Raw genomic sequence first — 13,546 nt, forward strand, 5'->3', positions numbered from 1 at the left:
ATCGACGAACGGTACTTGGCCGCAGAATTAAATCAAATTTCCGCCAATCGCCAATATCCGTTCATATAAAGGAATATTTAATCAACTATTCCAAACGGTTTAAAAAAATAATAACCCTTTGAAATAGATATCAGTCAGTAATGGAATAGGTATCAAATAAAACCAATCGTTGGCGCGAATAAAAACGGATTTATCTGAAACCTTTTCAACGGTAACCGTTTGCGGCGGCGCACCATTCCGCTTTACTCGAAATTCGTCACCCGTGCCCCGTCAGGTGACATCACCTTATCCGGGCTATCGCCGGTTCCGGCAATCGCGAGGTAGCCAAGGGATTCCAGGCGCGCCTGCACCGGTGGGGACTGCAGATATTGCAACAACTGTATGGCGCGGCTGCGCTCGCGGGTGTTGCGGAGTATCACCAGCTGATGGTGAATGGGTGGGTGGAAATGTGTGGGGATACGCATGTACTGCCCGCCCCTGCCGGAAGCCAGCGCCTGCCCGTAGGGGATCACCCCCATCTCCCCCTCCCCCTGGTGTAGCAGGATCTGGGCATGGCCGGCGTGGCCCGCGTATACCATGCGGTTCTTCAGGCGCGGCCACAGGCGGAGCTTTTTCAGCATTTTCACCGCCGCATCTCCATCGGGTGCCAATTGTGGGTCGGCAATCACCAGGCGGTGCTTGCCCTTCCCCAGTAACAGGATCAACTGCCTCGGCGTAAGCTCGGTGCGATTGCTGGCGAGTTCGGCGTTCAATGTGGAAAACCCCGAGGTTTTTTTCGCGGGAAGCTGCCGGCTCACCCACAGCGCCAGTTGCCCGCGGGCATACTCCTGACGGCTGGCGGGCACGATAAAACCCGCCTTTTCCAGCAGCACCGGGCGCGCCATGTCGCCTGAAAGGAAAACGTCGAATGGCTCTCCGCCGCGGATCTGGCTGTATAGCAGGCCGCTGGAGCCGGCAGTCACCCTGAGCAAACAGTTGCACTGTGCCTCGAAATCCCCACGCAACGCTTCCATCGCTGGCTGGAATCCTGCATCGACAGCGACCCTGAGTTCAGGGCGGTCGCGATGGCAGCCCGCCAGTAACAGCAGCAGTGAGCACAACAGAAACCGTTTGAGCATAAGCCTGAACCTCCCGTGTTCATTGCCCGCAACACCACCCGCCAAGCGGTCACAGAGAGACGCGGCCCCATACACCGCTACAGGTTCAGGCGCGCGAAATCCTGCGGGCGGTTGACGTTGAGATGCCAGTCGCCTTCCGGCACCGCCAACTGCATGCAGCCGACATAGCCGAACAGTGCGCGCATAGAGGCAACCGCGTTGCCCATGGCCGCGGCGTCGAGATAGTGGCGACAGCGCGGGGTCAACGGCAGCCAGCAGGGTAGATAAAAGTCGCCAAAGCACACCGCCTGTTCTACCTCCCGCCCCGCCAAGCACAGCTGCCGCAGTAGCGCCGGGCTGAGCAGCGGCATGTCCACCGGGATCACCAGCATGGCATCACAGGAGGAGCCGCCATCCTGCTCCTCCTCTGTGAGAAGCCGGGCGATAGCCTGCAGCCCGCCGAGCGGCCCTGCACGGGACACACGGTCCGGAATACCACCCGTGCGATTACCGCTGATCAGAACTGGGGAGAAACGAACGCCAACTGGCGGCTCCAATCTCTCCAGCAAGGTCTGCGACCGTGACAATAATGTCTCGCCATCTGGTAATTTTAGCAGCGCCTTATCGCGCCCCATGCGACTGGAGAGTCCACCTGCCAAAACCACTGGGCAGACATTTCTGGTGACCATCTGGGAATTGACGCCCCCCTGACCGATGTATGCTGGTGAAATGTTCATCTTGCGGTTGTTGCATCCTTTTGAGCGATCTCATGCCATCTCCCCGCGGTGGCCATCGCTCGGTAGACAGCCCTTGCGCATTTTACGGCAACGGGGAAGAAGCCCTGTTCCGAGCCTCTGTCGCCAGCAATACCGCTAAGTGCAAAGTCTGCTCAATATCCGTCATGGTGTCGATAACGAAGGTCGAATCAGGGGCTGGCGCGAGCTGTTCACAATAGCGTGAAGGAAGGGGGATCAGATTCTTGGCCCCGAAGTCGCCATCAACTGCGATCTGGCTCCCTGCGGGCCACAACTCAGAAACGCCATACAACCAGCGCCTGTACGGCGCTTTCATCGATTTCGTTTCCCAGTTTATTGCGCCAGTACTGGTACTCGATACCAATAAATAGTTGTTTGGGACTCCTGAACAGGGCCTTTCCAAGGTCCCAGCGAAACTGGGGTTGCGCAAGTACCCAGCTTTTCACGTCGCCGAATTCACTGGTGCGGTTATGGATGTATTCAATATGCCCCTCGATACTGAAATCCTGATTGCCGATACTGAACGGAAAGGCACCATTGAAGTCGATCATATAGCTGTCGCCTTCTTTTGGTGCGCCGTCGCCATAGCCGATATCCTGAAAGCCCGTAATATCAGTATTCAGGAACGCCTCTCCAGGCATGGCCCAGGCAATACGGATACCCGGCAGGAACTTTTCCACATTGGCGTCCGCGGAGTAATTGAACCCCGCCACCAGGCCAAAATCTTTCACCGGCCCGAAACTCAGATCGCACCGGGTGATCTTCCCCAGGCTGAAGCTTGCATACCACTCGGCGTACACATCGGTGTCATTGAAGCCATCGCGCACGCCATCATTGATAAAGTCCACGAAGAAGAAATTATCTCCATACTTCCAGCCGCTCGCGTGCTGAAGGGTGAGAATGGTGGTATCCGTGGCCCCTCCCGCAAATGGATTGTCCAGCCGGCCGTACTGCAGCTGCGCCTCTGTTGCTGACCAGTCCGCAGCCTGAGTCGGCAGCAGGTAACACATCCCCAAGAGTAATGTAGAGAGCCTCGCCATACGACCGCTTATGCTCATTCCACCGCACCGAGGTAACCATGTTCCCGCAGTTGGCGGCGAATTTCTGCCACATCTTCCACCGTTACGGGGTTCTCAGCCCCTCCCCATGCGGTGCGCATGTAATTCACCAGATCGGCCACTCGGACATCGTCCAGTTCGCGATGGAATCCGGGCATGCCGGCCCGGGCATTGGTGCGATCCATACGCTGCGCCGCCAAGCCGCGCAAAATGACTGCGATTGTGTTGTAGGGGTTATCGCCGCGAACAGCGGCGTTGCGATCCATTGGCGGCGCGAATGAAAGTGTTACCCCACGGCCTTCACGACCGTGACAGGCAGCGCAGTATGCGACAAAGTCCGCACGCCCCTGTGTGTATCGCTTTTCGGCAGCTTGTGGGTTACCGGCGTTTCCGGCCATCTTCTCGCTGTCATCCAGCAGATAGGTAATGATCGCATTGATGTCATTATCGGAAAGATGACGCAGGCTGTACTTCACCACGCTGAACATTTCTCCAAATGCGGTCCCATGCTCGCTGGCGCCGGTGGTAAACAGCAACCGCAGTCGTTCTCTGTTCCATCCCTGGCGACGAAGTGCTGCGGGTCGGATATCGACCGCGTCCCATCCCTCAAGTATGTTGCCCGAAAATTTTTCATCGTTTTTCATGGCAAACGCGAAGTTGCGCGGTGTGTGGCACTCACCGCAATGGCCCAGTGCATTGACCAGATAATTACCGCGTTGCCAATCCGGGCTTTTATCTGCAGGCTGCGAGAGTGGCGCCTTGTCGAAGAAAATCCGGTTCCAGACACTCAGCCCAAATCTCAGGTTGGCTGGAAAAAGCAGGTCGTTGTCGGGCGCCACATATTCCACCGGCGGCAACTGCATGAAATATGCATACAGCGACGCGATATCCTCATCGGGGATCAGGTAATAAGAGGTATAAGGCATGGCCGGATAAAGATTGCCGTGGGCACCCTTGCCCCGACGCATGGCCGCCGTAAAATCCTCCAGAGTGTAGTTGCCGATGCCGGTTTTCTTATCCGGTGTGATATTGGTGGAGTAGAGAATACCGAATGGCGTATGGAAGGGCCGGCCACCAATAAATGGACGGCCATTGGTTGCCGTGTGGCACGCGACACAGTCGCCAGCGGCCGCCAGATAGCGGCCCTTTTCCACCGGTGACTGCTTTGCTGATGCCTGCGCATGCGTCAGCTGTGCCGCGACATTCCCCCCTATCACCAGGAAGAAAAAAACGAAAGCAACCTTGCCCATTTAATCTGCTTCCTTCAGTAGCCCGGGCGTCGACTCGATCACTTCCCGCACGGCCCGGTAGTAACGCACATAACCTGTGCAGCGACAGATATGTTCTCCCAGCGCTTCATCGATAACCGCCTCAATGGTATCCGCTGGAACCGGCTCGCGCCTTAGGTGGTCGATCAGCGCCGTGGCGGCATTCACAAAGCCCGGGGTGCACCACCCACACTGAAACGAAAAATTGCGCAGAAATGCCTGCTGTATCGGCGACAGCGCCACGATATCGCCCTCGCTGTTGTACTCGGCCTGCCCTTCAACGGTAGTGACGGTTCCACCGTTAAACCGGCCCACATTGTTGATACAGCTGCGCACCGGCTCCAGGGAACCATCTTCTCGCTCGACCAGGATGGTGCAGGAACGACACACGCCAATTCCACACCCAAGCTTGGTGCCCGTCAGATTCAGGTACTCCTGAAGAAAATCCAGCATCGAGGTATATTCCTCCACCTCAAGCGGTCCGACTTTCTCACCGTTTACAACCATAGCCACCGGAATTTTCGCCATCAGATTCGTCTCCTCACAGTACCTGGGGATTAAGCGCGCGGCGCAGTCTTTCCGGCGTGATGGGAACTTCGTTAAATCGCTTGCCTGTGGCCTGGTAAATCGCCTCTGCCAAGGCGGCCACGATGGGGATCATCACCACTTCGGCAATCCCTTTGTGAGGGTCTTTTTCGGTAGCGGGCGGCAGAATTTCGTGCTGTTGGATCCATACCGGCACATGCTTTGCGAGAGGCACCTGGTAGCGGTTCAAATTCCAGGTGCCATTGCCGGCACCCTCCGCAAGTGGTGGCAAATATTCGTAAAGTGCGTGGCCGATCCCCATGGCCACACCGCCTTCTATTTGCCCCTCCACTAACGGGCGCACAATCGTGCGGCCGCAGTCCATATAGTTCTGCAGTCCGTGGATGCTGACTTCGCCATTCCCCGGATTCACGGCGACTTCCACCAGCGCCGCAGTCGGCGCATAGTAGGTGACCATGGCATTGTTCAACGCGGTTCTCGGATAGCGTACCGCCGAGCGTTTCTCTACCTGATATTCATCGGCGCTAACCTTCTCCGCGCTTCCACCTCGACGCAGCGCGAGGCCATCGATGCTCCCGGTCCATTGCCGGCCATGCAGTTCGAAATCCGCCTCGGCCCACTCCCAGCGATTGAAACTGTGCACCATTACCCCTGTGACATCGCCATTGCGATGGGCGTCTGCCGCCAATTGTTCCAGCGCCAGGGGCGGCAAATTTCCATAATGAAGCTTGCCCTCCCGCCACTGCGTTTGCCCGTTTTCCAGCTCATTTCTTTTCCACAGACGGCGGGCGGCGGGAAGCAATCCCTGCTGGAAGAGTATTTCCGCTGCCTGCTGTGTAGCGTGGCTCTGAAAATAGGAAGACATGGACGCGGCGCTCGCCATGGCCGTCACCGGAGTCCACAGCGGGTTAGCGGACTGCTGGTCCTGGTGTTGCTGACTCATGGTGTAAGGGCTTTCGGTCTGGAACTGCTGCAGGGCATGCCAGGCGTCCACCTCCCCCACCGTGCAGTGATCCGCCGCCCGCCCGAGAACAGTTTCCAGCAGCAGGGATTGGGAGGTGCCGATACCTGTGCCCATTTCCATGAATTCCACGGCCATCGACAACCGGCCCGCCGTATCAAACTGGACCGCCGCACTCGGGGCGGCGGCTCCGGTACCGTAATCCTTGGTAGCAATGGCATAGCCGGTGCCGAACAGGTAGCCGGGATTTTCCTGCTCGAAAGCTCGCTTGCGCTCCATCCGATCGCGCCACATGGGATGTTCCCGGGCGCGCTCCAGCAGTTCCCGGTAGCGCACACCTACCTTCGGAACGGCGCCCTGAGTATTGCGCCAGCCGTCCTGAAAGGCGTTGCGCAGTCGCAGCTCTATGGGATCAATTCCAAGCTCTGCCGCAGCCTGGTTTACCATCATTTCCATGGCTGTCATGGTCTGCAGTGTTCCGTAGCCGCGCATGGAGCCGGAGTCCACATTCATTGACTGATTGGCGACGGAGGAAATATCGTTGCGAGGAAGATAATAGATGCTTTGAATCGCACTGGCGCCCACCATTGAGACGGACGCACTGAAGTTTTGCCGACCGCCACCGTCCACCTGCATCTCGGCAATCAGGGCCTGAAATTTCCCATTCTTTTTGTCGATCGCCAGGGTATTGCGCATGCCGAAAGGGTGGCGCTTCAAACCCGCCTGGAACTGCTCGAATCGGTTGTTGGCCAGCCGCACCGGCGCAGTGCCAAACAGTCCGGCTACCAAACCGTAATAGGGGAAAATAGAGTGGTCTTTGGCACCAAAGCCGCCCCCAACGACCGCGGAGTGCACCACAATATTCTTGATCTCTGCGGCGAACGCACTTTCGGCAATCATGTGCGCCGCCAGTTCCTGGAAATCCTGTGGCGACTGACTGGTGAGGACCAGATGTAATGTTTGCCGTTCACCGTCGAACCAGACGTTAGCAGCCTCCGGCTCCATCATCATCGGATCAACGATCTGAGTTCGATACTCTCCCCGCACAAGGTGCCAGTTACCGGATTCCGCTTCACGCTCGGTTGTAGCGCGAATCTGCTGTGCGTAATACATGCCGCGCTCGCTGACACTTCCCGACAGATTCGCAGCCCTCGGCCACTCTGCTTTGTGATCGCGGTAATTGGGAAAGAAGAGACCATCCTGCATGGGCGAGTACAGGTCTTCATCCTCGGGTCCTTGCGGCCCCTCAACACGAATGATGCGCCAGCTGGCGTAAGGGTCCCGCTCTACAGGAGGCGTTTGCGCGCCATAGCGAATCACTTGCTCATTAAACTGGAGCGCCTGTTTGGCAGTGGCGTATTTCTCAAAGTCATCGAACAAAAGCATGGCCACCGCATGGCCGTAGTAGAGCGGCGATGCACCCTCAGATAGCAGCATTGCCTCGCCGTAGAAGGCGGGCAATTTCAACTTTTTCTCAGCCAGCGTCTCCGCGGTTACTTTCGCATAGGGTTGAGCCTCCGCGGGCAACTGGGTCCAGTCCACACCATCGAAGCGTCGTTCCACCCGGTTGCAACGCAGCACCAAAGCGTAGTGTTGCTGCGGTTTCCACCCTGGCATGTCCCGGGCGCGGAAGTCCCGGCCAAAAATTTTCTGACCGGTCACTTTGGCTACGCCGTCTGTGCGGAATGCGGGATCGGAGCCTGCTCCCCGCCAATTCAACACGTCTCTCGCTGTTTCAGGATTTTGAGCCTTCCCCTTCTGCCACAGCACCGGCGCAGCGAATACCGTAATACCCGCAACAGTGCACAGCTTAATGAAATTGCGCCGATTGGTGTTGAATCCTTCCATACTGCTCCTGGATTTATAGCGCGGCCATGGCGCGCAGATGCAAACGCTTACTCGCAAACGCCACATGTTGAGTTCATGCTGCTGGTTCCGGGCTCATGTCACGACTGCGCATTTCTACCCAGAGCCCACAAACTAATAGCCCTTTGTACTGAAAAGTGCCACACCATCGGCACAGGTTTCCCTCGGAATAAATCAAACAGCATTTCCAGCCACAACACTCATCGCGAGCACCAAAAGTGAGCACGCCAACAGCGCGCGCACCTTCCGCGAGCAAAAACGCAACCCCGGTTGGCGGAAAAGCCTGCAACTCGGGTGACAGGCAGGTTTCCGGTCGCACGACCGGACGGGGTTCATGACGTTAATATTGGCAGCGCAGTCGTCTCTGGCATCAAGATTGCAGAACCTGCATAAACTCTATAGGGATCGCGACAGCCTGGACTACGGCAGGGAGCTGGACGTGGCCGCGACCTATTACATAACTGAAAACATTGATCTGCGGGCCAGGCACACCAGGCGCGATGCTGACGAGTACAGCTGCGCTACTGACAGGTTCTGACTGCAGTTCGAACTGAAGTTCTGACAAGCGATGACGACGACCCCCATCAGTATCCTGTTGGTCGACGACCAGCCTGAACGTGCCGCCATGGTGGCCGGACAGCTGTCCGCCGCCGGCTACAATCTGCTGGCACAACTCACCAGTGCCGAGGGCCTGTTGTTCCAGGTGGAAAAACACCGCCCGGATATTGTCCTGATCGACATCGAATCCCCCGACCGCGACATTCTCGAAAGTCTCGCGGTAATCAATCAGCACAACCCGACCCCGGTGGCGATGTTCTCCGTGCGCGGCGGCGCCGAATTCATCAGCAGCGCGGTAGAAGCCGGGGTCAGCGCCTATATGGTGGACGGCCTCTCCGCCGAGCGGGTGGCACCGGCGATTGAAATTGCCATGGCACAATTCCGCAGCTACCAGCAACTGCGCCAATCCCTGGCGCGTACCCAGCAACAGTTGGATGAGCGCAAGATCATTGAGCGCGCCAAGGGCTTGCTGATGGCGCGCAAGAACATCAGCGAACAAGCCGCCCATCAGACCCTGCGCACCCTGGCGATGAACAGCAACTCCACCATGCGCAATGTGGCGGAGCAGATCGTCACGCATCTGCAGCGGCCTGTGAAATAGACAGTAAATACGCCGCTGAACCGCCGGCCCAACCCATAAAGAATTCGAGAGAACCACTGTGAGCAGTCTGCAAGTCGAAAAGCCCAACCTGAAACTTCTTTACCTGCGCCTGACCGATAGTGCCCCGCTGATCATTGCCAGTGAGCTGGGATTTTTTGCGCGCTACGGGCTCAAGGTCGAGCTGCAACGGGAAACTTCCTGGGCCACCCTGCGCGACAAACTGATTGGCGGTGCCGCCGATGCAGCCTCCATCCTCGCGCCCATGCCGCTGACCCTGAAACAGACCCTGCCCCAGTGCGATGAACAACTGTTGAGCGGCCTGATTCTGAGCTGCAACGGCAATGCCATCACTCTTTCGCAAAGCCTTTACGCGCAGCTCGAACAGACCTCCGGCGACGCCGGTGCCGCGCTCAAATCGCATATAGCCAACCGCGCCAGCGGTGAGAAGCCACTCACTTTTGCCAGTGTTTATCCATTTGCCAGCCATACCCTGCAACTGCGTCACTGGCTGTCTGCCGCCGGTATCGACCCCGACGGGGATGTGCGCATTGTGGTGTTGCCGCCGGAGCAGATGGTGGACCACCTGCGCCGCGGCGATATCGACGGCTACTGCGTAGGTGAACCCTGGAACACGCTGGCGGTGCAGGAGGGGATCGGCGTAATCGCCACGCCCGGTAACAGTCTGATGCCGGCGATGCCGGAAAAAGTGCTGGCCGTCACCCAAAGCTGGCACGAAGCCCATCCCGCCACGCACCTGGCGCTGCGCGCCGCGCTGCTGGAGGCGTGCAGCTGGCTCGGCGAGCACAGTCAACGCCGGGATGCGGTGGGCATTCTCGCGCGCCCTGAGTATCTCGACCTGCCGGAGTCTGCTATTGCCGCCTCTCTGAACGACGAGCTGCTCACACAGCGCGGGCGGGCACCGGGTAAAAACCCGGGCTGGCACCTGTTCGCGCACCCGCAGAGCGACCACGGCCGCCCTACGGAAAAGAAAGGCCGCGAACTGCTATCACTGTGCAACGACATTGCACCCGTCGACAGCGGTGCCGCGGAAGTGTTCTGCTCCGACCTGTATCAGCAAACCCTGGACTTTGTCCGCCACAGCCAACGGTAAAATAAGCCCCACCTTCCTGAAGCCGGCTGCCCGACAAAACTATCCAGCAAACCGAGGAGCGCCCGCCTCAGGTGCAAATTCTTGCACCCCGGTGCACAAAACAGCCCAAAACAGGGCGCTTCGCGCGCGCAGACACCTTCCCTTGCACCCGGAACTAGCGTCAGATTTCCCCTATTCGCCCCAAAAAATCACATTTTTCCGCCCCGGATTTTGACTTTGCCCTGAGCTGGCACAGAAATTGAATTCTTTTAATGCGAGAGTGACAGATTCCTGTGCAACAGTGATGACACCCGCTCTCCGCCGGCGCAGAAAGGGAGTGGCAGCAGACCACCTGAAATAAAAATTCCGGCGAAAAACTGAATACACGGACATCGAAGTCCACTGGCACGGCCCGTCTGTGCCTGTGGACTTTTTTTATGCCTGATCGCTTTTATGTAGAGCAGGCCGGTGTTCACAAATAGTGATGTGCGATAAGAGAGTCACGCGAAGTAATGTCCCATAGCAGTCCATCCGAACGCCTGAATCTGTTGTCCTTCAGTGGCAACGTCAAAGTACTGCACCTGTCCTGGCTGGCCTTTTTCCTGTGCTTCTTTGCCTGGTTCAGCCACGCACCGCTGCTGATGGCCATTGCCGACAGCCTGGCGCTGACTCCGGATCAGGTAAAAACCCTGCTGATCCTGAACGTGGCGCTGACCATTCCCGCGCGCATGATTATCGGCATGCTCACAGACAAGTACGGCCCGCGCCTCACCTTCTCCGCGCTGCTGGCCATCGGCAGTATTCCCTGTTTTGTATTTGCAGTAGCCGACAGCTTCGCCCAAGCGGCGATTGCCCGCTTTTTCATGGGCTTTATCGGTGCAGGTTTCGTGATCGGCATCCGTATGGTGTCCGAGTGGTTTCCCGCCCGTCACCTCGGCACGGCCGAAGGTGTGTACGGCGGCTGGGGCAACTTCGGCTCCGCCGCCGGCGCCATCTGCCTGCCGACAATTGCGCTGATGTTTGGCGGTGAAGACGGTTGGCGCTACGCCATCGGCCTCACCGGTGTCATCGCGCTGCTGTACAGCGCGATCTATTACAACAGCGTTACCGACACGCCCAAAGGCGCCACTTATTTCAAGCCGAAAAAAATCGGTGCGATGGAAGTGACCAGCAGTGGCGATTTTCTGCTGCTGATGTTGATGAAGTTGCCCATGTACGGCGCCCTGGCGCTGCTGACCTGGAAGCTGTCACCGGCGGAGGCCGGGCTGCTCAATCAATTCTGGACCTGGACGATTTACACATTCCTCGCCGCGCTGTATCTGCTCGAACTAAAAAAAACCTGGAGCATCAACCGCGAGGTATTCAGCGCACCGCCCGCGCCCATCCACCGGTACAAATTCAAACAGGTGGCAATCCTGAACCTGCTGTATTTCGCCACCTTCGGCTCCGAGCTCGCGGTCATTTCCATGCTGCCGCTGTTCTTCTTCGAAACCTTCTCCCTCGATCCGGTAAAGGCCGGACTGGTGGCCTCCGCCTACTCCTTTATGAACCTGGTCTCGCGTCCCACGGGCGGCATGCTGAGCGATAAATACGGGCGCAAGCTGGTGCTGATGATTCTTGTCGCCGGCCTCGCCGGCGGCTACCTGCTGATGGCGCAGATTGGCGAGAGCTGGCCACTGTATCTTGCGGTGGGTGCGGCCATGCTGTGCAGCTTTTTTGTGCAGGCTGGTGCCGGTGCCGTGTTTGCGGTGGTGCCACTGATCAAGCGCCGCCTGACCGGCCAGATTGCCGGCATGACCGGGGCCTACGGCAATGTGGGCGCGGTGTTTTTTCTAACGGTGCTGACGCTGGTGGATTACCACACCTTTTTCCTGGTGATCGCCGGTACCGCCGTTTTCAGTTTTCTGATTCTGTTGCTCATGGAAGAGCCGGAAGGCCATATGGTTGAAGTCATGCCCGACGGCAGCGTCTCCCTGATCGACGTGGCCTGACTTTTCCCCCGTCATTCCCGCGCAGAAACGTCATGCCGGACTTGATCCGCTACGGGAATCCAGCGCCGCAATTTCTGGATCCCCGCTTGCGCGGGGATGAGGAGGTAGTGTTTTGGAAGACGGCAGCAACAGAACAGATAAAAGTTTTATTTAAAAATGGGATACAACCATGTCTTCCGATTCTTTGAATCTGTTTTCCTTCACGGGAAAAATCCGGGTGCTGCACCTGACCTGGATTGCGTTCTTTATTACGTTCTTCGCCTGGTTCAACCACGCACCGCTGCTGATGGCGATTGCCGACAGTCTGTCGCTCACGTCCGAGCAGGTGAAAACGCTGCTGATCCTGAACGTAGCGCTGACGATTCCGGCGCGGGTGATCATCGGCATGCTGACCGACAAATACGGTCCGCGCCTGACCTATTCGCTGCTGCTGGCCATCGGCAGTGTACCTTGCTTTATTTTTGCGCTGGCCGACAGCTTTACTGCGGCGGCCATCGGCCGTTTTCTGCTGGGCTTTATCGGCGCCGGATTCGTGGTGGGTATCCGCATGGTGTCCGAGTGGTTCCCGGCCAAACAGCTGGGCACGGCCGAGGGCATCTATGGCGGCTGGGGCAACTTTGGTTCTGCCGCGGCGGCCATGACCCTGCCCACGATTGCACTGCTGGTCGGCGGTGACTCTCCAGGACAAGAGGGTTGGCGCTATGCCATCGGCATCACTGGCGTCATTGCGCTGGTATACAGCGTGATCTACTACCGCTCGGTGACCGATACCCCGAAGGGTGGTACCTATTTCAAACCGAAAAAAATCGGCGGCATGGAGGTTTCCAGCCCATCCGATTTCGTGCTGCTGCTGATCATGAAGGTGCCGATGTATGCGGCGCTGGCGCTGCTGACCTGGAAGCTCTCCCCCCAGGGCGTGAGTATGCTGTCGCAGCCGGTGGCGATCGCGATCTATGTGGCGCTGGCGGCGCTGTATGTGTTTGATGCGAAAAAGTGCTACGAAATCAACCGCGAAATTTTCGTGAAACTGCCGGAGCCGATCCATCGCTATCAGTTCAAACAGGTGGCGGTGCTGAACATTCTTTACTTTGCCACTTTCGGCTCGGAGCTGGCGGTGGTTTCGATGTTGCCGCTGTTTTTCTCGGAGACGTTTACGCTGGATCCGGTGAAGGCGGGTCTGCTGGCTTCGGCTTATGCGTTTATGAATCTGATGTCGCGCCCGGCGGGTGGACTGATCAGTGATCGCTTCGGGCGCAAGAGTACGCTGCTGATTCTGACGGCGGGGCTGGCGCTGGGTTATCTGACGATGAGCATGATCGACGCACAATGGCCGCTGTATCTGGCGGTGGCAGCGGCGATGGCGTGCTCTTTCTTTGTGCAGTCTGGTGAAGGTGCGGTGTTTGCGGTGGTGCCGCTGATCAAACGTCGCCTGACGGGTCAAATTGCGGGGATGACAGGGGCTTACGGGAATGTAGGCGCGGTGTTTTACCTGACTGTTTTGAGTATGGTTTCTTACCAGACGTTTTTCCTGGTGATTGCGGGCACAGCGGTACTGGGATTTGTTACGCTGCTGTTCCTGGAGGAACCGGAAGGCCAGATGGCAGAAGTCATGCCTGACGGCAGTGTTTCACTGATCGACGTGGCCTGATCCACTGGATTTGTTGTGATCCGGCTCAACTACGCGCTCTACAAAAGTCGTCATGCCGGACTTGATCCGGCATCCAGCTTCGTAGCTATGGATTCCGGGTCAGGCCC

Annotated in this window: 11 protein-coding genes; 5 read left to right on the top strand and 6 right to left on the bottom strand. The window is 57.8% G+C overall.

The features are described from left to right. Positions 1-242: 242 nt before the first annotated feature. The 6 genes from modA to GNX18_RS09780 form a co-directional block, all read right to left on the bottom strand. Complete coding sequence (modA, locus tag GNX18_RS09755) at positions 243-1,118, bottom strand: molybdate ABC transporter substrate-binding protein (protein WP_166217490.1); 876 nt, start codon at positions 1,116-1,118, stop codon at positions 243-245. 77 nt (positions 1,119-1,195) lie between these two features. Continuing rightward, the gene (locus tag GNX18_RS09760; RefSeq protein WP_166217493.1) at positions 1,196-1,834 is read right to left on the bottom strand and encodes a molybdenum cofactor guanylyltransferase; all 639 of its coding nucleotides are present in this window, start codon (positions 1,832-1,834) and stop codon (positions 1,196-1,198) included. 293 nt (positions 1,835-2,127) lie between these two features. Beyond that, positions 2,128-2,910 carry an outer membrane protein OmpK gene (locus GNX18_RS09765; RefSeq protein ID WP_205828108.1) on the bottom strand — a complete coding sequence of 261 codons (783 nt, stop codon included), beginning with the start codon at positions 2,908-2,910 and terminating at the stop codon, positions 2,128-2,130. Then, positions 2,907-4,160 (bottom strand): cytochrome c, encoded by a 1,254-nt coding sequence (locus tag GNX18_RS09770; RefSeq protein ID WP_166217496.1) that lies wholly within the window; start codon positions 4,158-4,160, stop codon positions 2,907-2,909. The genes GNX18_RS09765 and GNX18_RS09770 overlap by 4 nt, the downstream gene beginning before the upstream one ends. Continuing rightward, positions 4,161-4,706, bottom strand: coding sequence for a (2Fe-2S)-binding protein (locus tag GNX18_RS09775; RefSeq protein ID WP_166217498.1), 546 nt, complete (start codon positions 4,704-4,706; stop codon positions 4,161-4,163). Positions 4,707-4,719: 13 nt separating this feature from the next. Continuing rightward, entirely contained in the window at positions 4,720-7,533 is a 2,814-nt protein-coding gene (locus GNX18_RS09780; RefSeq protein WP_166217501.1) for a xanthine dehydrogenase family protein molybdopterin-binding subunit, read from the bottom strand. Between the two features lie 352 nt (positions 7,534-7,885). Here GNX18_RS09780 and GNX18_RS09785 point away from each other — a divergent pair, with 352 nt between their 5' ends. The 5 genes from GNX18_RS09785 (at position 7,886) to GNX18_RS09805 (ending at position 13,439) form a co-directional block, all read left to right on the top strand. Beyond that, positions 7,886-8,089 (top strand): hypothetical protein, encoded by a 204-nt coding sequence (locus GNX18_RS09785; RefSeq protein ID WP_166217504.1) that lies wholly within the window; start codon positions 7,886-7,888, stop codon positions 8,087-8,089. Between the two features lie 30 nt (positions 8,090-8,119). Further along, positions 8,120-8,710 carry an ANTAR domain-containing response regulator gene (locus GNX18_RS09790; RefSeq protein ID WP_166217507.1) on the top strand — a complete coding sequence of 197 codons (591 nt, stop codon included), beginning with the start codon at positions 8,120-8,122 and terminating at the stop codon, positions 8,708-8,710. 58 nt (positions 8,711-8,768) lie between these two features. Beyond that, positions 8,769-9,821 (top strand): CmpA/NrtA family ABC transporter substrate-binding protein, encoded by a 1,053-nt coding sequence (locus GNX18_RS09795; protein ID WP_166217510.1) that lies wholly within the window; start codon positions 8,769-8,771, stop codon positions 9,819-9,821. 491 nt (positions 9,822-10,312) lie between these two features. Then, positions 10,313-11,791, top strand: a complete 1,479-nt coding sequence (locus GNX18_RS09800; protein WP_166217513.1) for a NarK family nitrate/nitrite MFS transporter — start codon at positions 10,313-10,315, stop codon at positions 11,789-11,791. Between the two features lie 169 nt (positions 11,792-11,960). Then, a complete protein-coding gene (locus tag GNX18_RS09805; protein WP_166217516.1) occupies positions 11,961-13,439 on the top strand; it encodes a NarK family nitrate/nitrite MFS transporter in 1,479 nt (492 codons plus the stop codon). Positions 13,440-13,546: the final 107 nt, after the last annotated feature.

Origin of the sequence: Microbulbifer sp. SH-1 (genome assembly GCF_011326135.1) — a bacterium.
In the GTDB taxonomy this organism is placed as follows: Bacteria; Pseudomonadota; Gammaproteobacteria; order Pseudomonadales; family Cellvibrionaceae; genus Microbulbifer; species Microbulbifer harenosus.

What these genes read in the sequence shown, in the direction of transcription:
- modA (WP_166217490.1), bottom strand. Translation starts at nt 1,118, where the DNA reads ATGCTCAAACGGTTTCTGTTGTGCTCACTGCTGCTGTTACTGGCGGGC.
- GNX18_RS09760 (WP_166217493.1), bottom strand. Translation starts at nt 1,834, where the DNA reads ATGAACATTTCACCAGCATACATCGGTCAGGGGGGCGTCAATTCCCAG.
- GNX18_RS09765 (WP_205828108.1), bottom strand. Translation starts at nt 2,910, where the DNA reads ATGAGCATAAGCGGTCGTATGGCGAGGCTCTCTACATTACTCTTGGGG.
- GNX18_RS09770 (WP_166217496.1), bottom strand. Translation starts at nt 4,160, where the DNA reads ATGGGCAAGGTTGCTTTCGTTTTTTTCTTCCTGGTGATAGGGGGGAAT.
- GNX18_RS09775 (WP_166217498.1), bottom strand. Translation starts at nt 4,706, where the DNA reads ATGGCGAAAATTCCGGTGGCTATGGTTGTAAACGGTGAGAAAGTCGGA.
- GNX18_RS09780 (WP_166217501.1), bottom strand. Translation starts at nt 7,533, where the DNA reads ATGGAAGGATTCAACACCAATCGGCGCAATTTCATTAAGCTGTGCACT.
- GNX18_RS09785 (WP_166217504.1), top strand. Translation starts at nt 7,886, where the DNA reads ATGACGTTAATATTGGCAGCGCAGTCGTCTCTGGCATCAAGATTGCAG.
- GNX18_RS09790 (WP_166217507.1), top strand. Translation starts at nt 8,120, where the DNA reads ATGACGACGACCCCCATCAGTATCCTGTTGGTCGACGACCAGCCTGAA.
- GNX18_RS09800 (WP_166217513.1), top strand. Translation starts at nt 10,313, where the DNA reads ATGTCCCATAGCAGTCCATCCGAACGCCTGAATCTGTTGTCCTTCAGT.
- GNX18_RS09805 (WP_166217516.1), top strand. Translation starts at nt 11,961, where the DNA reads ATGTCTTCCGATTCTTTGAATCTGTTTTCCTTCACGGGAAAAATCCGG.